The following is a 23,946-nucleotide window of genomic DNA, read 5'->3' as shown; positions in this document are numbered from 1 at the left end:
CTGGGGACTTAAAAGAATTTTTCGATTACCTCTGCAATACCGTCATGGTCATTGTCATAACAGGTAATATAATCCGCCACTTCCTTCACACGCTCCTGGGCATTGGCCATAGCCACGCCAAGACCGGCGTACTGAATCATGGACACATCATTAAAACCGTCACCGCAGCACACCATTTCCTCCCGTTTGATTCCCAGAATCTCCAGAAGATGCCGCAGACAGTAAGCCTTGTCCACATTTTTCGGCGTCACTTCCAAAAAGAAAGGCTCTGACCGGAATACCTGGGCCTCATGGCAATATTTCCGGGCCATCACAGGCTCCAGGGCTTCCAAATCCTGAGGTGCTCCGGTCATCAGACATTTATTCACCGGAAAGTTTACATAAGTTCCAAAGTCCTTTTTATATACAATGGGAAGCTGATTGATTTTCGCCTCGATTTCCATATATTTATCCGGCTCTGTTCCGGAAAGAATCTCGTCTTTTTCGTAAGTAATGATACCGATTCCATTCTCCAGGGCATCTTTCCAGAGCCTTGCAGGGAGGTGCATGGGCAGCGTTTTCTCATACACACATTCCCTGGTCTGGAAATTCAAAATTCTCGCGCCGTTAAAGGGCAGAATATAACTGCCGAAACGGTCCAGTTCCAGGGTTTCTGCCACCTTGTACACCCCCTGAGGCGGACGCCCGGAAGCAATGGCCACGGGAATTCCTCTTTCCTGCAGTTCAATAATAGCCTTTTTCGTCTTCTCTGTGACCTCTTTTTTAGAATTTGTCACGGTTCCATCTATGTCTAAAACCAATAATTTATAACGCATCATCTGTTCTCCTGTTTCTCTCTCATTTTCAATTCTTTCATGGAATGTCTCCTTGGCATTTCTGTTCCTTTTCATAATAACATACCCCATTTTAAATGCCAATCCGTGTATTGTTAAATGTAGATGTGCAAATACACAGGCATATTTTCCCTTACCCGGTAATATGTTATAAAAAGGAATGCAGGAGGTGCAGCCATGAGCTCAAAAACCAAAATTGTTGTGTTACATATGAAAGAAGTCATTTATACAGGTATTTTTGTGGTACTGGCTATTGTACTGGCTGTGGTACTCTTTATGATGTTTGGGAAGAGCAGGGACGCAGATACCGCCAGTGCCAAAGCCGTCTATCACGCCGGTGTCTATGCAAGCCCCATTACACTCAACGACAATACCTTTGATGTGGAGGTTACGGTGGACGAAAATCACATCAATGCCATTTCTCTTGTAAATCTAAGCGAAACCACCACTGCTATGTATCCCCTGATGCAGCCGGCCCTGGACGCGCTTTCTGAACAGATTTGCCAGACACAGTCCACGGAAAACATCACATATACAGAGGAAAACAAATATACCTCCATGATGTTGTTAGATGCCATTGAGAAGGCACTTGAAAAGGCGCGAAAATAAAAAACTGCCCCATGAAGCCGCTGCGGAAATTGGTAAGTGTTCCGCAGACTTTATGGGGCAGTTTTTCTTTTACTGTAATCGCATAATTCCTGGTATCTTTCTATCTTTCCTGGGGGTATTTCATCCCCCATCCTTCGCGGATGGCATCCATCTGTGCCATAATCCGAAGGGTCTCTGCATGAGGCATATCCGGACATTCCTTCCATCCCTTTTCCAACGCTTCTTTGCAGGCCAGCACCTCATATTCATAACCTGAAATCTGAGACGGCTGTTCATAAAATGCCACCTGCTCCCTGTCCCGGTTATACACGGCAATGGACTCAAAATTGTTGATATTCTCTACAATCACATATCCCTTTGTGCCGTAAATCACGCCTTTTCTGTCGGAAATCACACGAAGAGAACTGTTCAGCACTGCCATTTTCTGTCCCGGATAGGTGAGCGTAATGCTGTTTTGCGCGTCCACTCCACCCTCTGTCATCAATGCCTTTGCAGTGATACTTTCTATCTCATTTCCAAATACCAAAGAGGCAAAGTTCAGGACATACACACCTACGTCCAAAAGTGCGCCGCCGCCCAGCTTCAATTCCATAAGCCGCGGCACCTGGTCTATGAGATAGCAGAGATTGGCGGTAGCTGTCATAGGCTCGCCGATCATTCCACAATCCAGCACCTGCCTTAGTGTTTTCCACATAGGCATATACCGCACCCAGATGGCTTCTGTCAAAAGAAGACCTTTTTCTTCTGCCAGGTGAATCATTTCCTCTGCCTGTTTTTTATTCAACGCAAAAGATTTTTCACAAAGCACGTTTCTGCCATGGTTCAGCAGCATTTTTACATTTTCATAATGCTCTGACATGGGCGTTGCCACATAGACCACGTCAAGTTCCTCATCTTTTGCCAGTTCTTCATAAGAACCGTAGGCTTTCGGAATTTCAAATCTTTCCGCAAATTTCTCTGCCTTTTCCAGATTTCTCGACGCAACGGCACACACCCGGGCCTCTTTCATCTGTTTGACAGTTCCTGCCATTGTGGCAGCAATATTTCCGGTACTTAAAATACCGACTCTCAGTTTTTCCATAATCCAAACCTCCCGTAAAATCCCACCAAATACGTTCTTATAACTTTTCTATTTCCTTCATCCACACCGTCACGCAGGCATCGCTTGGCATACGCAAATCCCCGCGGGGCGATACCGCCACGCTGCCCACTTTCGGTCCATCCGGAAGACAGGAACGCTTAAACTGTTGAGAGAAAAATCTCCAGTAAAACTTCTTCAGCCATTTTAAAATCGTTTCCTCGTCATACGCACCTTCAAAAGTCGCTTTCGCCATTCTGTAAATCTTGGACGGCGAAAAATGGAACCGCAGCATATAATAGAGGAAAAAGTCATGTAATTCATACGGTCCTACCAAATCTTCTGTTTTCTGGGAAATCACACCGTCCTCAGGTGGCAGAAGTTCCGGGCTTACCGGAGTATCCAGCACGTCCATAAGGATTTGCGCCAGCTTTTCTTCCCCACAGGTTTCCGCATAATAGCGCACCAGATAGCGCACCAGAGTTTTCGGCACCGAACCATTGACTCCATACATAGACATGTGGTCTCCGTTATACGTTGCCCAGCCAAGGGCCAGTTCTGACAAATCTCCGGTACCGATAACCATGCCGCCCCGCTGGTTGGCAATATCCATAATCACCTGTGTCCGCTCTCTGGCCTGTGCATTTTCAAATGTCACGTCATGCACCTGTGGGTCCTGCCCAATATCTTCAAAATGCTGCAGAACTGCCTTTTTAATGTCCACTTCCAGAAGTTCCGCCCCCAGACGTCTGGTCAGTTCGCAGGCATTGGTATACGTTCTGTCCGTCGTTCCGAAGCAGGGCATGGTAACCGCCACAATCTGCTTTCTGTCCATGCCCAGCAAATCCATAGCTCTGGCTGTCACCAGAAGGGCCAGGGTAGAATCCAGACCGCCGGAAATTCCCAAAACCGCTGTCTTGCAATGGGTGTGTTCCATTCTCTTTTTCAGTCCCATAGCCTGAATATTCAAAATTTCATTGCACCTTTCCGCTCTCTTTTCCGGATTTCCCGGTACAAAAGGATTCTGCTCAAAGCAGTTGGTAAGCAGTGTTTCCTCTTTCGGAAGGTGAAAAGAAATCTTGAGATAAGAGCCATCCATTTCCTGCTGCCAGGTGGAAATCCGTCTTCTCTCCCCTTTCAGCTTCTGAATATCCAGAACTCCGTAAATCGTTTCATTGGCAAACAGCGGCGCCTCTGCCAGAAGACTGCCGTTTTCACAGATAAGATTCTGTCCGCCGAAAACCAAGTCCTGAGTGGACTCTCCGTTTCCTGCTGTGGCATAAATGTAAGCGCACAAAAGTCTTGCCGACTGTCCCTTTACCAGACTTCTCCTGTATTCTGTTTTTCCCACTGTTTCATCGCTGGCCGACAGGTTCACCACCACATTGGCTCCTGCCATGGCGTGTCCTACGCTTGGAGGACAGGGCGCCCACAAATCCTCACAGATTTCCGCTGCCACCGTAAGTCCCGGCATTTCCTCACAGGTAAAAAGCAGTCTGCTGCCGAAGGGAACTTTTCCCTTTCCCATAGGAATATAGTCCAGAATCTCTCCTCCGGAGACAAAATGACGGGCTTCATAGAATTCTCCGTAATTGGGCAAATACTGCTTTGGCACAATTCCCAGAATCTCACCGCCGCTTAACACCGCTGCGGTATTGTACAGCTTCCCATGAAATTCCAGAGGCAGACCCACAAAAATCAGTCCCGGAACCTCTTTCAGTTCCTCTGCTGCCTTTAAAAGCTGCTCTTTGGCAGATTCCAGAAGAGTATCCTGCTGAAATAAATCCTGGCAGGTATACCCCGTAATACAAAGTTCCGGGAACACCAGAATACGGGCGCCCTCCCGGCTCATTTCTTTTGCTTTTTTTACAATTTCCCGGGTGTTGTGAACACAGTCTGCCACCTGAATATCCGGTGTTGCGGCTGCCACTTTTATGAATCCGTCTTTCATTTTGCACCAAACCTTTCCTGCTTTTTTACTTCTATCCTTCTATGCCCTTATCTTTTACATTCTTTCAGAATTCTTTTCAATTCGTCCACGGTAAAAATATAATTTTTATTGCAGAAATGACAATTCATCTCAATTTCTTTTCCGTCGTCAATCATCTCCTGAATGTCCTTTTTGCCTACACTGATTAAAGCTCTCTCTACCCGCTCTTTGGAACAGTTGCAGTAAAACTGTGTAGGAATTTTTTCTGTAAATTCTATGTCAAAGCCTTTTAAAAGAGTCTCCAGAAGGCTTTCCGGTGTGTGGCCCTCTTCCAGAAGCGCAGTAACAGACGTTACGTTTTTCAGATTCTCTTCCAACTGGCTGATAACGGATTCTTCTGTAAAAGGCATAAGCTGAATGATAAAGCCTCCGGCCTGTTTCACGGTATTGTCCTTTTCCATTAAAACCCCCAGTCCTACAGAAGACGGCACCTGCTCACTGGTAGCAAAGTAATACGTCAAATCCTCCGCAATTTCACTGGTCTGCAGCACGGTCTGTCCCATGTAAGGCTCTTTCAGCCCCATATCCTTAATGACGTTCATAAATCCCACGCCTACAGCGCCTGCTACATCTAATTTTCCTTTGTCATTGGCATGCAGTACCACGTTTGGATTTCCCACATATCCCTTGACGTTTCCTCTGGAATCTGCAGTAACAGTCATGCCGTTTAAAGGGCCGCCTGCTTTTACCTGTAAAGTCAGAAGGTCTTTCTCCCCCTTCATCATAACGCCCATCATAGCGCCCCCTGTCAAAAGACGTCCCAGCGCTGCTGTAGCTACCGGGCTTGTGTTATGTGCAGCTCTGGCATATTCCACTAAATCTCTGGTTGTCGCAGCAAAGGCCCGAATCTGACTGTTTGCTGCAGTTGCTCTTACTATATAATCTCTCATTTTGTCTCTCCCTGTTTTATTTTCCTTTTTCTCTGGCTATCATGTAAACTCTCTGGCTGTCTGCCTTTGGCTCTTCCCGTGTAAATGCGTCATACACAGCAAGAAACTCCATACCCGCTTCTTCCAGAAGCCGCTTCACGGTTTCCAGCTCATATGCTCTCTGATAATGAGTTTCCTCATATTTCCGGTAAAGCAGCTCACCCTGACAGTCTTCGGGAATAAACAACGCCAAATCATATTCATTTATCTGCTCTTCCTCATCATAATAGTTATCCCAGATAAAGCTGGCGTCCTCCCGGTTCTCTGCTATTGTATTATCCCCCAGAATCTCCGCATACTTATACTTTGTATTCATATCAAATAGGAAGATTCCACCGGGGTCCAGATAATTATTAACCAGGCGGAACACCTCTAAGAGGTCTTCTTCCTCTGTGATATAATTCATACTGTCACAAATAGACACCACCGCCCGAACTGTCCCATAAAGTTCAAACTCCCGCATATCCTGCAGAAGATACAGAATGTCCTTTTTGTTCTCTTCTTTCTTTTCCATGGCAATTTCCAGCATGTCCATGGAATTGTCTACACCGATCATATCATATCCCGCATTGAACAGCCGTTCTGTTACATTTCCGGTACCGCAGCCCAGCTCCAGAACCAGACCGTCCTCTATGCCGTATTCTTTCAGCAGTTCTATCAGGTAACTGCACCATTCGTCATAGGGTATATTGTCCATAAACAAATCATATACCCTGGCAAAACTTTCGTAAGAACCCATATAGGGATTCCTCCTTTTCTTTCCTGATTCCAATTCATACTATCACGAAATACCGAGTTGTGTAAAGAAAGATTCATTTTTCCGTTATTTAACAACCCACTTTCCTTTTCGGCTGGAACCAACTCTTTCAATAATTCCTTTTTCCCGCATCTTTTTAATATAATATTTCAGTGTATTTTGATTTAAAGATAATTTTTCAGCCATTTGCTTTTGAGAAAGAAGTGGATTCTGTTCTATGATTTCAATGATTCTCTGAACCGGCTTTATCTCATCTGATTGGGTGGACTGGGTGGCCGATTGGGTAATAGTTTCTTTCGTCTTTCTTTCATTTAATGGTACAATAATTCTAAAAATATCTCCCTCCATAAACTTCGGGTCATCACCAGAGTAGAATTTACTATACTTAAACAAATTCCGCACCCCCGAACCAAGTTGATCTGCATATCCGATATTTCTAAAAAACGACGCTATGATTGGATTTTTAGGCAGTGGTTCCATATTATCCGGCGTCAGAACTGCCTGCTGCAAAGCCCGGTTTGCATTTTCTACATACATACGTTCATTCTCTATGACAAATTTTGCCTGATAAGAACTTGTATATTCACGGTGAATCAATGTATTTGCAATCATTTCTCGAGTAATAATATTTCTCAGGCTCTTTCTCTGGTCATCTTCCAGAAAAAATTTATCCGGTAAATGCTTGTGTCCAAATTCCATCAATCGTTCATAGCTTTCTATCAAATTTGTCTGTACAATTTCTCTATCATCATAACGGTCTACATTTATGCGCCGAAGCAATGCGTCTGTCATATAGGTTGGAACTATATCTAAAATCACATCATCATATCCCAAAAGCATAACTGCAGCCAGATTGAATCCCTGTTCTCCTGTTACCCGGTCCATTGTATACAGTCTCATAGACATCACTTTCAATGCCATTTCCGCAGCGTTTAAATTCCACTGCAACGGTCTCACCTATTCCCAATATTGCTTTGATATCCTTTGAATCCATATTTTCTTCCTTTCCAATTTTTTATTTGCATTATACCATAATTCCGCGTCTCTTTCAGCCTGTATGTACATTTCACAGATATACCTTATCCCCACATTTTACTTGTCCCTCCCGGAATTTTGTTATATACTCCCTAAAGAAGCCAATATTATAAATTCAGAATACCCAGAAAGGAGTTTCCCTATGAAATTTATATATCCTGCGGTTTTCCGCAAAGCAGAAGACGGAACATATGAAGGCCACTTTCCGGATTTGGAATGCTGCTATGCCAAAGGCGACACTTTGGAAGATGCCGTAGATAATGCCAACGAGGCTGCCTACGACTGGCTGAGCCTGGAACTCTCCGAAGAGGACTGCAGCCTCCCCTCTGTATCGGACGAAAGTGATATGGATTTACAGGAAGGGGATATTGTAAGAAATATTTCCGTAAATATCCGGTTTTATGAAGGTTGGGATGAATAAAGCAGACTTTGCTTTATGAGAGATGCTCAGAACAGGCAGAAGCACTTCCTGCTCCTGCCTGTTCTTATTTTTTGTTCCAAATAACGCTTTAAATTTCTTCCAAAATTGCCAGATTCCAGTCCATCAGCAGAATCTTCTCTCCCGGTTCATACACCTTGTCTGAAAGCAAATCCCTTACCCTTTTGTAAGGATTCAAAACCTCCTGCTGATTTTCACTGTAATTCAGCACATAATGCAGCATATGCCCCTCTGCATTTTCTCCGCTTCTGAACACGACTGGCCAGACTGACAAGGGAAGTTCCATACCGGCATCTCTTCCTGCCTGGGCATAAATTTCTTTTAAAATCCCTTTCTCCGTAAAGCAGCCAATATAATAGGCTCTGCCTTTTCCATAATCATTGCAGGTAATTCCCGCATATTTTCCCCAGTATTTATGTTCGTAATTCCCCAGACTTTCTGCACCCTCCGTCTTTAAAAGTTCGGCAAAATACTGCACCTTCTGCCCTTTTAAAGCCGCTGTTCCAGGCTCGGTAAACTGGTTGTAACTCATACCGAAACACCGGTGCAGCCTGTGTGGCTGTTTATCGCAGTACACACTTAAATATTCATTGCATACAAAGGATTTGAACGTGCTTACCAGCACACCGCCCCGGGCAACAAACTCTTCCAGCTGCTGCAAAAGAGATTCTTTTGCGCTGTACAGGGCAGGCGTTACAATCATGTCGTACCGACTCATGTCTACGGCCTGCACATCCACCACATCGCACTCCAGATTCATCTCATAAAGGCTGTCGTAAGCCCAGCGCACTACATCATTATAGCTTAAATCCCTGTCAATAGGAAACCACTTCATGGCAGTCAGACACTGATTATCCACCAAAAGGGCAATTCTGTTTTTTTTCTTTAGCCCGATAAGCTTCTTTCCCAGATTTTTCCATTCTCTGCCAAAGACACAGGCTTCCTCATAAGTGGGATTGGTATCCAAATCGTGGCTCAAAAGCCCTTTCCAATAAGTTTCATATCCATTGTGAATGGAATGCCAGTTCCAGTACATCAGCCCTTTAGCGCCACTGGCCAGATGGCTGTATGCCTGAAGACGAAGCTGTCCCGGATAAGGCGTCCAATATTTAAAAGCCTGGGCCTGGCACTCCAGCACAAAGTAATTTTCCTGCTTAAGGCTGCGTATTTCATCTCCTCCAAAGGCAATCTCCGCCCCTGTAAGAAAATCCTGTGTAGGATGATAAATATCAGTGCCCGCAATCGTCAGGCACTTTGCTGCCTCATAGTGGTTGATATCCGGCTGCACTCCATAAGAGTATCCATCCTGGGCAATATCCGCACCGAATTTCTTCCATTCAAAATCCAGATTGTGGGTGATAAACTGGTCTTCCCGTTTATAGGCTCTTACAAGGTCCGCCTGCCAGCTTAAATACTCTGCCGCCAGTTTTCTCTGGAACTTTTCAAATTCACTGGCCAGGCCGCCGTTGATACAGCCTCTCATATCCGGAAAATCTTCCCAGGAATGAACAGAATTGCTCCAGTACGCCAGCCCGAAGGTTTCATTCAGTTTCCCCGTTGTCCCGAAAGTTTCTTTCAAATATTCCACAAAAAGCGCCTGTACCCCGGGAGATGCCGTACCGTAATGCTTGGTTTCATTGTCAATCTGAAATCCTATGACACAGCGTCTGCCTGCGGTATGCTCCAGTAATTTCCGGATCACCCGTTCTGCATGGAAACGGAAAGTCTCATTCATAATGTCCATGTTCTGCCGTCTGCCGTATAATTCCTGTCTTTCCTTTGTAACCGCCAGCACCGCCGGGTCTTTCTTTACCAGCCAGGCAGGAACAGCATAAGTAGGCGTTCCCACAATGACGGAAAGGTTTTCTCGCTCTGCGGCCTCAAGCACCTTATCAAGAAAAGAAAAATCAAATACATTGTCATGAGGTTCCAGCGTACTCCAGGTGGATTCTGCAATACGCAGAACATTCATACCTGCCTGCTTCATCATTTCCATATCCCGGTCAATTCTCTCATATGGCATATATTCCGCATAATAAGCCGCACCAAACAGCAATTCCTCTTTCATCAAACTTCTCTCCTACTCGTATTCTATTTCTGATGGATTCTGGATTTCCCCTGTGCCAAATCTGCCACAGCCTGGTCATAATGTTTGTCCAAATCAAACAGCAGCATACAGACCACACAGATAACAGAAGTTACAATGGGAACCCACACAAACGCTGTGGTAACCGCGTGCAGGGAAGATGCGCTCTGCACATCTTTCGCTGCATCAAACCCTCCGGCATTCAAAATCCAGCCAAGAGCTGCCGTACCTACACCGGAACCTACCTTCATACAGAAGGAGGAAGCTGCATTTCCCATACCGGCGGTTCCATATCCATTATACCACTCCCCGTAAGTAATGGCATCCTGCAGACAGCCAAACATCGTTGCACCTCCACAGCCAAAACCAATTCCTTTTACAACCGAGGATACACAGATAATGACATAATCCGTACTCACACCTGCCATAAGAAAACCAATGGTAGAAATTGCCATTCCAAGAAGAAATACATTTCTCTTGCTTACCTTTTTCATCAGAAGCGGCGTAAAGAACATGGTTACAATCTGAGCCACGGAAAGCAGATTGGAAACCATGGCATACTGTCCCTCATTTCCCATGTTATACTTTGTAAAATACAAAGCAGAACCAAAGAAACAGGACATCATAAAGTACATAGAAAACAGAGCCACAACCATAAGCACCCAGTATTTGTTTTTCAAAAGCCCTGTAATTCCTTTGACAAAAGAAACTTTTTCCCGTTCCTCACTTTGTTCTGTCACACGTTCCCGGCAGACAAAGAAGGTAAACATATTTAACACAACAAATACAAGCATCAGCACCACAAAAGTCAGCGTCCAGCCTTTCTGTGCATAGGCATCGCCGCCGCCGAAAAATCCGGTCATTTTCAGAACTACGGTGTTAATGGTCATCGTTCCTGCGGTTGCCAGAAGCATACGGAAATTCCCCAGCAGCCCTCTTTCATACTGATTGGTTGTCATTAACCCGTGCATGGTTGCATAAGGCACATTAATGCCTGTATAAAAAATAGTAGATACCAGGTTATAAGTCAGAAACATATAAGCAATCTGCGCTTTTCCCGCAAATTGTGATGGCACACTGAACATCAGCACAGTACATACTGCAAGCGGAATACATAGTCTTGCAATCCACGGACGCGCTTTTCCCCATTTGCTGTGTGTATGGTCAATGATATAGCCCATAATCAAATCTGAAATACCGTCCAGCAGCTTAGACACTGCAATCATAGAAGCTGCCGCCGCTGCATTTGCCCCCACTACATTGGTGTAATACACCAGCAGAAAAGCGCTGATAGCAGAATATACCAGATTTCCTGCATAGTCCCCCAGTCCATAGCCGAACCGTTCCAAAAAGGATAATTTTGCGTTTGGATTTTTATCTGTTTTCATTTGTTTGTCCTGCCTTTCCTTTTATCTTTCTGTGGGAAACCAGCCAAAGTCCACGCATCTTCCCAAATCCCAACTGTCCCAGCCGACCCAGCCGGGGGTATTCACCGTGTCCGTAAGCAGCTTATAACTCCAGTAAAAATAACCGCTTCCTGCGTCCCAGGCCTTTAACTGCGCTTTTGCAAGAGCCTGATAAATTTCCCTTTTCTGTTCCGGTGTAAGACTTTCCTCTGAAACACCTTCCTGGCCGTTCAATACCGTCTGTCCGCCTTTGGTATCTCTTCCCACTGCCAGGGAATTAAAAAGACACCACTCTCCGCAGATGACCGGGAAATATTGGGACATCTCCTGAATATCCTTTTCAAAATTTTCCTCAATATAGTTTACATAACCTTCCACCGTCTGAGGACACCCCTGCAATTCTGCCATCATAAGATACTGATGTGTATCCAGCACTACATTTTTGTACTTTTCTTCCTGCATGAAATCTTTCCAGGCTTTCAGTTTGAATGCGTCGTGGATAACCACATATTTTTCCTTGGGCATATGCTTCCGGATTCTGTCATAGGCTCTCAGATAGAAATCCCGGACAAACTCCATGGTATTGGGTTTTGTCCCTTTTGCCTTCTCCGGGTCTGCTGCCGGATAACGCTCCGTCACCTTCATGCTTTCCCACATATCCTCTAAAACAGGCTCATTGAGTACCTCAATTCCCCAAAGTCCTTCTCTCTTACCGTACCTCTCGGCCAGTCTTTCCAATACAGTCAGCTCAAATTCCACCTCATCCGGCTGCTGTGACCACTTGCACACCCCGCTGATACCGCCGTTGTCAAATCCATTCTGACTGTCCGGCGCTGTATGAAGGTCTATGAGAATCTGAAGTCCGTACTTTTCAGCCCAGCAAAATGCCTTGTCCAACTCCTCTATACACCCAATAAAAGGCTCTCTGTCTCCGAAAATAAAATAAGGAACCGGAATCCGCACTGCATCCATACCCATAGATTTAATTCTTGTAAAATCACGCTCTGTGATATATTCAGAGCGATGTATTTTTATCCTTGCCTCATACACTTCTCTTGACAACTGTGTAGGCAGATAATACTCATCCTCCGCTGTTGTCCCCTCAAATAAAGAAGGACTCATCCATTTCTCCAGCACCAGCCAGTTTCCCAGGTTCACGCCTTTTACTTTCATGCTTTTCTTCCTTTCCGCTTCTATATGATACCTCTATTGTATGCTCTCATTTCCGGAAAATATATTACTTTTCACAGCAGTATATCACTTTTCACATATAAAAAATTGTGCTATACTGTGCTCACAGAATTTGTTTTTCCCGGAGGTTCTTATGAATTATCAATATCTGATGCACTATATTTCCTGCCGCCTGCACACCATAATCAAACGGTATCCGCTCCTTCCCTCTTCCTGCCCTCTCCCTTCTCTTGTTCCTGACGAGAGTTTTTGTTCCCGCTATGCGTTTACGGATGCCTCTTTTCTGACCGAAGAAATCCTCCGCACCTTTTACACCGCTGCCGCCCGGAAGTTCCCCCTGCTGCTTACAGTCAACTACAGCCTTATTTATGCCTCTGTTCCCACTCCGGAGGGACTTTTTGTAGTGGGCCCTGTGCGCTTCTCTTCCTCAGCGTCTCTCAAAACCGCACTGACGGCATCCAAAATGCCAAAGGACTTCCCGGAAACTGCCGCCCTTTGCGATTTTACAGACTTTGCAGACTGTGTATTGCTCATTTATAACTCTTTTCAGGAAAATTTCCTGAACCGGGATACCCTTCTTTTCCAAAATGTTGTTCCCTTGATTTCTCCGGAGGAAACACAGCAAAAGCTGGCTGACCTGATTTTTCATAATCAGGAAATGGCTGTAACCCATAACCCTTATGACCAGGAACTACGGGAATTTTCCAGTATTGAAAACGGGGATTTGGAAATGCTGCAGAAAAGCTTTGAAGAAGACTATCCCGGACAACTGGGAACCCTGTCGGAAAATCCCCTGCGTCAGCTAAAAAATCTGGGAATCGTGGTGACTACCCTGGCCTGCCGTGCTTCTATCCGGGGCGGAGTGCTCCCTGAAATCGCCTATTCCCTCAGCGACATTCATATTCAAAAACTGGACAGTATGCAAAATCCTGCTGCGCTGTATCCTCTGATACGCACCTTTGAAATGGAATATGCACGACTTGTACAAGACTTAAAAAAACAGACATCCCAACAGAAAAAAAGGGAGGGAAACCCTACAGTAGAACAGTGTAAAGACTATATTTTTAAACATCTCCACGAGAAAATCCGCATTCCGGATATTGCCCGGGAATTATACTTAAATCCCAATTATCTTTCCAATTTATTTCGCAGACATGAGGGTATTTCTATTGTAGATTTTGTTGCACAGGAAAAGTTCAAGCTGGTAAAAAACCTGCTGACTTATTCCAATTATTCTTATATTGAAATTGCTTCCTATCTGGGCTTTTCTTCCCAAAGCCACCTTGGAAAGCAGTTTAAAGCCCAGACAGGGATGACACTGAAACAGTATCGTGATAAATATCATGTGCGGGAATTCCTTTAAGAAGGATTCCTGCTTTCATCTGCAATATATTCAAAGAAATCAAAATCCGCACAATGGGCATGCTTTACCCTGTCTGCACAGGTAAGCCCCACCATAGTACCGGTAAATTCTCCGTATTTGCAGTATTCATCTGAGAACCTGGTTGTATCAAAAACCCGGCCTATCTTTTCATAGACTTCGCCGTCATAACTCCACGCAAACCAGGATTTTCGCCCTTCTATATACAACCGCAGATAAATTTCCCGGTCTTCCACCGGAATTCTGGTATTTAAAAACTCTGTCTTCTCTCCGTTCTCCAGATGGATAATCGAAAGAGCGCTTTGTCCCAGCGTTTCACTGTAATACTTCCGCAGATTGATATAATTCATATTGTCATAATACAAAATTAATCCGGCGCTGTGTTGGTGCACCTCCGGCTTAAAGTCCATTTTTGTGGTAATCCTTGCGTACACGCTGGTGAGCTTTCTTGCCAGAATACTCACTTCATTAAGAGACGTACGGGATTCCTGTCCCCGGATTCTCACATAGCCTGAACGTGCCTTTACATCGGCAAATGACTGGGGCATAATTCTGGGGGCATAGTACCAGTTCCCAAGTTCTTCCCCGTCAAAATCATCAAAATCCGGTATGTTCGCCATAGGCACTTCCAAAAGATTGCTCTCTTCCGTTTCCATTTTTGCCAGATGACTGCCGTCCGCCATACGCAGCCAGCCGTCTTCTGTCCATTTCATTTTCTGAATCGCCGTTTCCCTGCCAAGAGTACACCGCAGTTCCGGCACAAAAGGTCTGGCACAGAGATGCAGCAAATATACTTCTCCGTTCTGAGTCTCCACATAACTGCCATGTCCCGACTTCTGCAGCACAGAATCCGGATTATAATAGCGGGGCTTCAAATGATCCGGGTCATGTCTTTCATTGGAAACTCCCGGTACCGAAGTGACAATGGGATTGGCCGGGTCACCTTCATACGGCCCCCATACCTGCCGGGAACGGGCCATAGTTACACAATGATTGTATCCGGTTCCTCCCTCTGCACACATGAGATAATAGAAACCGTTTCGCTTGGTCAGATGCGGGGCTTCAATGCAGCCTCTGTCTGTTCCCCCATTCCAGATACGCTTGGGATAACCGATGATTTCTCTCTTCTTCGGAGAATATTCTACCATGCAAATGGCTCCCGGCTTTTCATACCCCTCCCTGGTTTCCCATTCCAAAGAGACAATCCACTTTCTGCCGTCATCATCATGGAGAATAGACGCGTCAAAACCAGAGGAATGCAGATACACCGGCTCGCTCCAGGGTCCGCAAATATCTTTTGCCGTAATCAGATAATTGTTCACATCAAAATAACGGGCATTCATGGAATTCATCACTCCATACACCACATAAAACAAATCTTCCTCTTCACAGTAAGTCAGACAAGGCGCCCAGATTCCCTTAGCAGAAGGCAGTTTCCGTAGATTCACCTTCTCATCGTCATTCAATACATGGGTATACAGTTCCCAGTTTTTCAAATCCTTTGAATGATAAATCGGAATTCCCGGAAACCATTCAAAAGTAGAAACTGCCGCATAGTAATCTTCTCCCTTTCTGCATACGCAGGGGTCTGGGTTAAACCCTTTAAAAATCGGATTTTGAATCATCTTTCATTCCCTCCAGATACTTTTTTCTGCCTTTATTTTACAGAAAAACCCTTTTGATTCCTATCGCTTTTTCCTACTCATTTATAGGACGATTCCGACTTTTTCTCTCTTGTCTTTTCTCTTTGGGCGTACACCCGTATTTTTCCTTAAACACCTGCATGGCTACCCGGTAATTTTGGCATCCATGGACAGCAAAAATTTCACCAATACTGTTTTCCGTGTCTGCCAAATCCCGGTATACATGCTGAATCCGCACGGCATACACATATTCTGTTATGGTCATACCTGTGTATCTCCGAAAAATCCGCGCCAGATAGTCGGGATGATATCCCCATTGCTCTGCCAGACTGGAAATAGGAATCTGTTCCTTATAGCGGTCTTTTATCTCCTGCATGATTGCCGTGATTTCTGCCAAATGGCGGTTATTTTGAGAAATCTGTCTCTCTCCCAGCTTTTCTGAACAGGACTGCAGAAGTTCATACAGCAAATCGTAGAGAAGACTGTTAAATTTCAGCAAATACCCCTCCGGGCGGTTCTCATAAATTTGCTGCATTTCCAGAAAAATTCCCTTCATTTTCTCCAGTACCGCCTGTTCTTCTCTGCTCTCCGGATGTACCGGCACAAAAAAGGAATACCTCCAAATCTCCGGTACAAATTTCTTCAAAACCTCCTCGGGCACCTGCAGCACCAGGGCTTTATTCTGGCTGCTTCGCACCGAGTGAATCACTCTGGAATTCACCAGCGCCACATCGCCCGGATGCACCTGCGTCCTGTGATTTTCCCAGCTGACCTCCATGCTGCCTTCCAGCATATAAACCATTTCCAGACTATTGTGCCAGTGGGGTGTAACAAAGCTCCCCTCGTCCACAGACAGATAAAATCTGGCCTCAATATCTGTATTTGCAGCTACTATTTCGTGTCTCATGATTATTTCCTATTTTCCTTCCACAATTCTCTGGCTGCACACCTGCGCCACTAAAAAGTATCCTCCGTAAATAGACAGAACCAGCGCTGCAGCAATACACACTCCCGGAAGAATACTTCCCGAATCATAAATAGAAAGCATTTCATTGCATACCTGAATCCCGAAAATCGAATGAATCCCCGCTATCAGAAGAGGAAACAGAAAGAAAATTCCGTTTTGTTTCCACAAAGCCTTCCGGATATTCCGGTTACTGCACCCCAGCCTTTGGAGAATTACATATTTGTCCCGGCTGTCCGCTGCGTCGGAAAGCATTTTCAATGCCAGAATCGCCGCCCCTGAAATCAGAAAACTGATGCCCAGATACAGGCCCAGAAAAATATACATAGCACTGCTGCCAATGGTATCGTCATAAATATTAGACTGTGTGGAGATATAAACAGGCGCATGGGTACTATCCGCGGAATTTAACTGCTCATGTAAATGCAAATCTACTTCCTTGCGAAAGGCCTTGCTATCCTTCTTATACGCTGCCGCAAAATAATTCTTATATCTTTCCGTGTCCTTTAATTCCACACTGTCCGGCACCAAAATGAAAACCTCATAGGTTCGGTCATAGTTCATCATCAGAAAACCTTCCTGAACCGTGTCATATTTTGCGTGATAAGTTTTCCCTCTGATATCTATGGTCTGATTTCTCTTTAATCCCATGTTGTACGTATTTTCCATGTCCTTTGGCGTATTTGCTACAATCATGTACTCATCTTCCTGTAGTTCAAAAGACGAGAGATGATACAGAGCCGCCATTTTGTTGTAATCACTGACTTTTACAAGCACGGCCTTCTCTTCCCCAAACTGTTTGGCATAATAGCTGCCATAACCGTCCTTTATCTCGTCATAATAGGTTCCCAGAACGGTTTTACGGGTCACATCTGCACACTGATAAGTAAAGATACTCTCCTGCTCTGCCAGATTCTCTGTCAAATCTGTTTTCTCTCTTACCAATTCTTCCACGGTCACCGAGTCCGTCATTTCCTTTGACATGGAAATCGAAACAGGCGCCAGAATTCTTGCCTCTTTCTCCTTGTAATCCTTCCTGGTAAAGACTGCGGACAGTGTACAAATGGTAAGAAAAATCAGCAGACAGATAACCGTTCCCGAAACCACCGTAGAATTTATCTTATTGGAAATTTCCCCCACGGTAAAAGAATTCAGCCCCTTCCGGTAAATGCCCGGCAGTTTTCCCATAATTGCCGCCAGAAATCCGGCTGCCGACCAGAACACCAGAAAGGTTCCCACACAGCCCAGCAGAATCTGAAACAGCACATCTGCTTCTGTTGCCAGACTTTCCTGATTTGCCGTCACATTGTAATAAGCCCGGCCCAGAATTCCCCATGCCAGAATAAAAATCAAAACGCAAAGCAGCGGATGTTTCAGAAGATTCTTCTCTTTCTTTCTCTTTGCCAAAAGAAAATCCACGAGTCTGGCCCGGCTTACCGCAAAAGTATTCAAGAACATGACCACAAGGTAAATCACCAGAAAATATAGGATGGTTTTTCCCACCGCCTTTGCGGATACCACGAAGCGAAAAGCCGATACGTCTGCCTCAAAGAGGTTGGACACCAAAAGAGACATAAACTGGGACAGTCCAATTCCTATGATAAGCCCTGCCGCCAGAGAAATCATCCCCATAAACACGGTTTCCAGCCAGAGAATCCCTGCCACCTGCCGCTTCTTCATGCCAAGAATCAGATAAATTCCAAACTCCTTTTTCCGCCGTTTCAGCATAAAGCTGCTGGCATATACAATCAGGTATCCCAAAATAAAAGAAATCACCAGGCTGACCCCTTCCAAAATGGAGTTCATGATTTGCAGAATGTTTTCTTTCGTCCGGCTTACCTCCAGCATAGCGCTTTGGGTTTCAATGGCATTAAAAATATAAAACACCGCAACGCCCAGAATCAGCGTAAAAAAATAGATAGAATAATCCCGGATACTTTTCCTGAAATTTTTCAATGACAGATTAAACAACATGGTTCAAATCACCTCCCAAAAGGGAAATCACATGCATAATTCTGTCGAAAAACTCTTTTCGGCCCTCTTGGCCTCTCCGCAGCTCGTGAAAAAGTTTTCCGTCCTTCATAAACAGTACCCGCCTGGTATAGCTGGCAGAAAAAGCGTCGTGGGTCACCATGAAAATGGTGGCGTCCAGGTCTGTATTCATGTATTGCAGACTGCCCAGAAGCATGCCCGCATTCTGGGAATCCAGAGCCCCTGTCGGTTCATCTGCCAGAATCAGCGACGGTTCCGTTACCATAGCTCTGGCACAGGCGCAGCGCTGCTTCTGCCCTCCGGACATTTCGTAGGGATACTTTTGCAAAACATCGGTAATGTTTAATTGTTCCCCCATTTCCATAACTTTTTTCCGAATGACGTCCGGCTTCTGATTCTGTATCTGCAGAGCCAATGCGATATTGTCAAAGGCATTCAATGTATCCAGAAGCTGAAAATCCTGAAACACAAAGCCAAGCTGCCTGCAGCGAAATTTCGTCAGACTGTGCCCTTTTAATTTCGTGACCTCCTGCCCATTCACAAAGATGTGTCCTCCTGTCACCCGGTCAATGGTGGAAATACAGTTCAAAAGCGTAGTTTTTCCGGAACCGCTGGCTCCCATCACTGCCGTGAATTCCCCTTTCTCCACGGTGAAACTGATGTCATTTACCGCTTTCGTCAAACTGGATTTGTTACCGTAATATTTGATAAGATTCTGTACTTCTAATAAAGGTTTCATACTCCATTCCTTTCTCTTGCTTTTCATATCCCTATTATAGAAAGAGCGAGAACGGAAATCCATGGTTTTAGATTACAGAACCTTACATCTTCGTAAGGTTACGAAAGCTCTATAAAAGCATTTTGCTGAAATATGATGATGATTTCTGTGTATTCCCTCTCCCGGGACGCAATTTCTATCCGGTGTCCCAGCCTTTCGCACAAGGTTTTGCAAAGGTACAGCCCCATTCCGGTAGACGCCTGCCCTTTTCTTCCGTTTTCCCCTGTAAAGGACTTTTCAAACACCCGTGGCAAATCCTGCTTGGGAATCCCCATTCCATTGTCCCGGATATGCAGCTTTACACAATGCTTCTGAACCTCACTCCAAAGCTGTATACACGGTTCTTCGTCTTTCTTATACTTCACCGCATTGCTCAGAATCTGTCCCAGCATAAAGTTCAGCCATTTTCCGTCTGTGCACACCATGACAGCCTCTGTGTCCTGCCGGATTCTCATATGATGGAATATCAGGCTGTCCTTATTGTCTGCGATAGCTCTGTCTGTCCGTTCTTTTAACGAATACTTTTGTATGAGATAATCTTTTTCCGGTACCTCGCTGCGCAGATAATACAGCACTTGTTCCACGTCACTTTCAATACGGCTTACCTGTTCCTTCAAGGCTCTGGAAACCTCACTTCTGTGTTCATGAAGCATTAGGCGGATACTGGCAATGGGCAGTTTCACCTCATGTACCCAGGTTTCCACATACCGTTTAAATTCATTATTCCTGCGTATCTGCCCGAAAATCTCATCATTCATGGATTTTTCCATTTCCTGCATGACCTGACAGAAAATCTTTCCTTCCAAAAACTCCGGCTCCTCCAGCATTTCCATCAGCAGATACTTCTCCTTCAGCGTCTCCATCTGGCCTTCCATATGCGCGTAAAACTGCCGCTTCCTTCCATAATCATAAAACAGCACTCCAAACAAAGCCAAAAGTTCCACAAACAGAAAAAACATCTGCAGAGCAAAGGCTGCATGAAACAAAAGCAGCACCCCTTCCAGCACCGCTATGGCTGTAAGCTGTATCAGCAGAAAAATCCCATGGTCCTTCACATAATTTTTCAGATTCATACCAATATATACCCCTGTCTTCTCCGCGTCTCAATCATACCGGAAATGCCCGCCTCTTCCATGCGCCTTCTCAGACGGTTGATATTCACGGTCAGTGTATTATCATCTACGAAATCATTGCAGTCCCAGAGATAATCCATCAGTTCGTCTCTGGACACAATTTTCCCCCGGTGCTTCATCAGGTAATGAAGAATTGACATTTCATTTTTGGAAAGCACCACCTCTTTTTCCCCATATTCCACAGTACTGCGCAGCAAATTCAGCCGGACCCCCTGATACTCTGTCTCCTCTTCACTGCTTTTGGGCTGTATCCGCCGGAAAATGGCTTCGATTTTCAAAAGTAAGAGCGCCGGATTATACGGTTTTGTCATGTAATCGTCCGCCCCGTAACTCATAGCCAGAATTTCGTCCGTTTCCCCTGTTTTGCTGGTAAGCATCAGCACCGGGATATCCGAAGTTTTCCGCAGATTCCGCAGAATCTCCTGTCCATTGCTTCCCGGCAGAATAATGTCCAGCAGCAGCAAATCTGCTTCCGCCTTGCGCACCTCTTCTTCCGCATGTGCAAAATCCTCCACACAGCATACCTCATATCCGTTTTCCTTTAAAATCCCTGCCAGGGACTGCCGAAGCACTCTGTCATCTTCAATTACTGCTATTTTTTTCATCCCTATTCCAACTTTCTCTTTTCTTGTCTGTCCTGCCTCTATTATAGCAGGTTCTGGATTAAAAAAGGCAGAAAAAAACAGGAATACTCCATGAACTTCCGGCCAATGGCCGTATCTGTTCCTGAAGTATCCCTATCGGATTAAATAAACTGGTTTCTGCCTCTGTCGTATTCGTAGTCAATTCCCGCCAATTTCGCTGTTATTTCCTCTGCACTCAACTCTTTGTCCTCACAAAGTGCTGCAAAGGAAGGATAAAAATCACGAAGCTGTGTGTTTACATAACTCAAAAGCATTACCGGATCTTTTGGTATCATGGCTGCCTCCTGTTTATGAGGGCTGCACCTTCTCTGCATGAGCCGTCAGCTCCCCGTTTTCCACATCCAGGATAATCCTGCTGTCCGTGCTGATGTCCCCGGAAAGAATCAGTTTCGCAGTCAGTGTTTCCACATATTTCTGCACATATCTTTTCAGTGGACGGGCGCCGTATACAGGGTCATATCCGCCCTCAATAATATAATCTTTTGCAGCTTTTGTCAATTCTATGGATAATTCCTGGTCTTTTAACCTTCTGTTCAAATCTGCCATAAGCAAATCTACAATGCCGCCGATATTTCCTTTGGTCAGAGGCTTAAACATAATAATTTCGTCCAGACGGTTTAAAAATTCGGGACGGAAATGGGCTCTCAAATCCTTCTCCACAGCCTCCTTTGCTTCCTGCTTAATCTCACCGTTTTCCTCGATTCCCTCTAAAAGATACGGCGAACCGATGTTAGAAGTCATAATGAGAATGGTGTTCTTAAAGTCCACGGTTCTGCCCTGGGAGTCTGTGATTCGTCCGTCATCCAGCACCTGCAGAAGTACGTTAAAGACATCCGGATGAGCCTTCTCGATTTCATCAAAAAGCACGACGGAATACGGTTTTCTTCTGACAGCCTCTGTCAGCTGGCCGCCTTCCTCATATCCCACATATCCCGGAGGCGCCCCGATAAGTCTGGATACGGAATATTTCTCCATATACTCACTCATATCAATGCGAACCATATTCTGCTCATCATCAAAAAGCGTTGCTGCCAAAGTTTTTGCCAGTTCCGTCTTACCTACACCCGTAGGTCCCAGAAACAGGAAGGAACCAATGGGCTTTGTGGGGTCTTTGATACCCGCCTTGGAGCGGATAATGGCGTCTGTCACCCTGGTGACACCCTCATCCTGTCCGATGACTCTCTTGTGCAGTTCATCTTCCAGGTGCAGAATCTTACTTCTCTCACCCTCCGTGAGTTTTGCCACCGGAATTCCTGTCCAGCGGGAAATAATTCTGGCAATCTCCTCATCCGTAACACTTTCGTGCACCAGAGATAAATCCTGATTTTTCACCCGCTCTTCCTCTGCTGCCAGCTGATTCTGCAATTTGGGAAGTTCACCGTACTGCAGCCTTGCCGCTTCGTCCAGGTCATAATTTCTCTGAGCTTTCTGAATCTGGTTATTCATGTCCTCTATCTGCTCTCTTAATTTCTGCAGACGCTCCACCGTGGATTTTTCATTGTCCCACTGGGCTTTCTGAGTATTAAAAGCGTCCCGCAGTTCTGCCATTTCTTTTTGTAAATCTACCAGACGATCCTGGCTCAGCCGGTCATTTTCCTTTTTCAGAGCCGCTTCTTCGATTTCCATCTGCATAATCTTCCGGCGCATTTCGTCCAGTTCCGTAGGCATGGAATCCAATTCGGTCTTAATCAGGGCGCAGGCCTCGTCCACCAGGTCAATGGCCTTATCCGGCAGGAAACGGTCGCTGATATAACGGTCGGAAAGAGTTGCCGCAGCCACCAGGGCGCTGTCCGTAATCTTTACTCCGTGGAATACTTCATACCGTTCTTTCAGTCCACGAAGAATCGAAATCGTGTCTTCCACTGTAGGTTCATCCACCATAACCGGCTGGAAACGACGTTCCAGTGCCGCGTCTTTTTCAATGTATTTGCGGTATTCATCCAGGGTTGTAGCGCCGATACAGTGCAGCTCGCCTCTGGCCAGCATCGGTTTCAGCATATTTCCCGCATCCATGGCGCCGTCTGTCTTTCCGGCTCCTACGATCAGGTGCAGCTCATCAATAAAGAGGATAATCTGCCCTTCGCTCTTTCTGACTTCTTCCAGAACGGCTTTCAGACGTTCCTCAAACTCACCTCTGTATTTGGCGCCTGCCACCAGAGCGCCCATATCCAGAGCGAAAATTTTCTTATCCTTTAAGCCGTCCGGCACATCTTCCTGCACAATACGCTGGGCAAGCCCTTCCACAGCCGCTGTTTTACCCACACCGGGTTCACCGATAAGCACCGGATTATTTTTCGTCTTTCTGGACAGAATCCGAATCACATTCCGGATTTCACTGTCCCTGCCGATAACCGGGTCCAGTTTCTGCTCTCTGGCTTTTTCCACCAAATCCTGTCCGTATTTATTCAAAGTATCGTAAGTGACCTCCGGATTGTCTGTGGTGACTCTCTGGTTTCCTCTCACGGTACTTAAAGCCTGCAGGAAACGTTCCTTTGTAATACCATACTCCTGCCAGATTTTTTTCATAGACGGGCTGGGGTGATTCAAAAGCGCCAGAAGCAAATGCTCTACGGAAACGTATTCGTCTCCCATATTAGATGCCTCGTCCTCCGCACTCACAAGAGCCTTATTCAGGTACTGACCGATGTAAGGCTGACCCCCTGAAACCTTCGTTCTGGCATTTAAGGCCTGCTCCACACGGTCCAGAAAATGCTCTTTCTGAATCTCCATTTTCTCAATGAGTTTTAAAATCAGGCTGTCCTCCTGATGTAAAAGGTTATATAACAAATGTTCCTGCTCCACTTCCTGGTTGCCGAATTCATAAGCAGTCTTCTCTAAGTTCTGAACAGCCTGAAGTGATTTCTGTGTAAATTTTGTAATGTTCATAAAATCCCTCCGTTTTGGTTATCCTATCTTCGGAAGAAACTCCGAATGTTGTTTACTTGTTCTATTTATATTATAACAATATCACATTCTGTTAGCCAGGTCAAGGGTCGAGTGCTAATTTTTTTGAAGTTTTTCAACCTTGTCATTCTATTCCTGCGATACTCTTTGACTT

The 23,946-nt window shown here is 45.2% G+C and carries 20 protein-coding genes; 3 read left to right on the top strand and 17 right to left on the bottom strand.

The features are described 5' to 3' along the window. Positions 1 to 8 precede the first annotated feature (8 nt). Positions 9 to 815, bottom strand: coding sequence for a Cof-type HAD-IIB family hydrolase (locus G5A70_RS06785; RefSeq protein ID WP_173748978.1), 807 nt, complete (start codon positions 813 to 815; stop codon positions 9 to 11). A gap of 195 nt (positions 816 to 1,010) precedes the next feature. Between G5A70_RS06785 and G5A70_RS06780 the strand changes: the two genes are divergently transcribed. After that, positions 1,011 to 1,442, top strand: a complete 432-nt coding sequence (locus tag G5A70_RS06780) for a hypothetical protein (RefSeq protein ID WP_173748908.1) — start codon at positions 1,011 to 1,013, stop codon at positions 1,440 to 1,442. A 100-nt stretch (positions 1,443 to 1,542) separates the two neighbouring features. On the opposite strand, the gene G5A70_RS06775 is transcribed toward G5A70_RS06780, so the two are convergent. The 5 genes from G5A70_RS06775 to G5A70_RS06755 form a co-directional block, all read right to left on the bottom strand. Further along, positions 1,543 to 2,514: a Gfo/Idh/MocA family oxidoreductase gene (locus tag G5A70_RS06775; RefSeq protein ID WP_334295092.1), complete on the bottom strand. Its 972-nt coding sequence runs from the start codon at positions 2,512 to 2,514 to the stop codon at positions 1,543 to 1,545. A 46-nt stretch (positions 2,515 to 2,560) separates the two neighbouring features. Then, complete coding sequence (locus G5A70_RS06770; RefSeq protein WP_173748906.1) at positions 2,561 to 4,471, bottom strand: NAD(+) synthase; 1,911 nt, start codon at positions 4,469 to 4,471, stop codon at positions 2,561 to 2,563. 47 nt (positions 4,472 to 4,518) lie between these two features. Further along, a complete protein-coding gene (gene hslO, locus G5A70_RS06765; protein ID WP_173748905.1) occupies positions 4,519 to 5,400 on the bottom strand; it encodes an Hsp33 family molecular chaperone HslO in 882 nt (293 codons plus the stop codon). A 16-nt stretch (positions 5,401 to 5,416) separates the two neighbouring features. Next, positions 5,417 to 6,178: a class I SAM-dependent DNA methyltransferase gene (locus G5A70_RS06760; RefSeq protein ID WP_173748904.1), complete on the bottom strand. Its 762-nt coding sequence runs from the start codon at positions 6,176 to 6,178 to the stop codon at positions 5,417 to 5,419. A gap of 84 nt (positions 6,179 to 6,262) precedes the next feature. Beyond that, positions 6,263 to 7,096: a winged helix-turn-helix transcriptional regulator gene (locus G5A70_RS06755; protein WP_226853541.1), complete on the bottom strand. Its 834-nt coding sequence runs from the start codon at positions 7,094 to 7,096 to the stop codon at positions 6,263 to 6,265. Between the two features lie 277 nt (positions 7,097 to 7,373). Between G5A70_RS06755 and G5A70_RS06750 the strand changes: the two genes are divergently transcribed. Further along, entirely contained in the window at positions 7,374 to 7,652 is a 279-nt protein-coding gene (locus G5A70_RS06750; RefSeq protein WP_173748903.1) for a type II toxin-antitoxin system HicB family antitoxin, read from the top strand. Positions 7,653 to 7,740: 88 nt separating this feature from the next. Here the strand turns inward: G5A70_RS06750 and G5A70_RS06745 are convergent, their stop codons facing one another. From G5A70_RS06745 to G5A70_RS06735, 3 genes are read right to left on the bottom strand one after another with little or no spacing between them, the layout of a single operon-like run. Further along, positions 7,741 to 9,738: a beta-galactosidase gene (locus G5A70_RS06745; protein ID WP_173748902.1), complete on the bottom strand. Its 1,998-nt coding sequence runs from the start codon at positions 9,736 to 9,738 to the stop codon at positions 7,741 to 7,743. Between the two features lie 23 nt (positions 9,739 to 9,761). Then, on the bottom strand, positions 9,762 to 11,144 hold the full coding sequence (locus G5A70_RS06740; protein ID WP_173748901.1) for an MFS transporter: 1,383 nt from the start codon (positions 11,142 to 11,144) through the stop codon (positions 9,762 to 9,764). 21 nt (positions 11,145 to 11,165) lie between these two features. Next, on the bottom strand, positions 11,166 to 12,335 hold the full coding sequence (locus G5A70_RS06735; RefSeq protein WP_173748900.1) for a glycoside hydrolase family 5 protein: 1,170 nt from the start codon (positions 12,333 to 12,335) through the stop codon (positions 11,166 to 11,168). Positions 12,336 to 12,486: 151 nt separating this feature from the next. Between G5A70_RS06735 and G5A70_RS06730 the strand changes: the two genes are divergently transcribed. Then, on the top strand, positions 12,487 to 13,716 hold the full coding sequence (locus G5A70_RS06730) for an AraC family transcriptional regulator (protein WP_173748899.1): 1,230 nt from the start codon (positions 12,487 to 12,489) through the stop codon (positions 13,714 to 13,716). Here G5A70_RS06730 and G5A70_RS06725 read toward each other — a convergent pair. The 8 genes from G5A70_RS06725 to clpB form a co-directional block, all read right to left on the bottom strand. Further along, positions 13,713 to 15,359 (bottom strand): glycoside hydrolase family 43 protein, encoded by a 1,647-nt coding sequence (locus tag G5A70_RS06725; protein ID WP_173748898.1) that lies wholly within the window; start codon positions 15,357 to 15,359, stop codon positions 13,713 to 13,715. The genes G5A70_RS06730 and G5A70_RS06725 overlap by 4 nt on opposite strands. A 73-nt stretch (positions 15,360 to 15,432) precedes the next feature. Continuing rightward, positions 15,433 to 16,284, bottom strand: a complete 852-nt coding sequence (locus G5A70_RS06720) for an AraC family transcriptional regulator (protein WP_173748897.1) — start codon at positions 16,282 to 16,284, stop codon at positions 15,433 to 15,435. Between the two features lie 9 nt (positions 16,285 to 16,293). Next, positions 16,294 to 18,315: an ABC transporter permease gene (locus tag G5A70_RS06715; protein ID WP_173748896.1), complete on the bottom strand. Its 2,022-nt coding sequence runs from the start codon at positions 18,313 to 18,315 to the stop codon at positions 16,294 to 16,296. Beyond that, the gene (locus G5A70_RS06710; protein WP_173748895.1) at positions 18,305 to 19,072 is read right to left on the bottom strand and encodes an ABC transporter ATP-binding protein; all 768 of its coding nucleotides are present in this window, start codon (positions 19,070 to 19,072) and stop codon (positions 18,305 to 18,307) included. The genes G5A70_RS06715 and G5A70_RS06710 overlap by 11 nt, the downstream gene beginning before the upstream one ends. Before the next feature lie 98 nt (positions 19,073 to 19,170). Next, the gene (locus tag G5A70_RS06705) at positions 19,171 to 20,184 is read right to left on the bottom strand and encodes a sensor histidine kinase (RefSeq protein WP_173748894.1); all 1,014 of its coding nucleotides are present in this window, start codon (positions 20,182 to 20,184) and stop codon (positions 19,171 to 19,173) included. Next, a complete protein-coding gene (locus tag G5A70_RS06700) occupies positions 20,181 to 20,849 on the bottom strand; it encodes a response regulator transcription factor (RefSeq protein ID WP_173748893.1) in 669 nt (222 codons plus the stop codon). Before G5A70_RS06700 ends, G5A70_RS06705 begins: the two co-directional genes overlap by 4 nt. Positions 20,850 to 20,989: 140 nt before the next feature. Next, entirely contained in the window at positions 20,990 to 21,163 is a 174-nt protein-coding gene (locus tag G5A70_RS06695) for a DUF4250 domain-containing protein (protein ID WP_173748892.1), read from the bottom strand. A gap of 13 nt (positions 21,164 to 21,176) precedes the next feature. After that, complete coding sequence (gene clpB, locus G5A70_RS06690; RefSeq protein WP_173748891.1) at positions 21,177 to 23,774, bottom strand: ATP-dependent chaperone ClpB; 2,598 nt, start codon at positions 23,772 to 23,774, stop codon at positions 21,177 to 21,179. Positions 23,775 to 23,946 lie beyond the last annotated feature (172 nt).

The sequence above is a fragment of the Blautia hansenii genome (genome assembly GCF_013304445.1).
In the GTDB taxonomy this organism is placed as follows: domain Bacteria; phylum Bacillota; class Clostridia; order Lachnospirales; family Lachnospiraceae; genus Blautia.
Note: the sequence above shows the minus strand (reverse complement) of the source record. Positions and strands in the feature narration are given on the sequence as shown.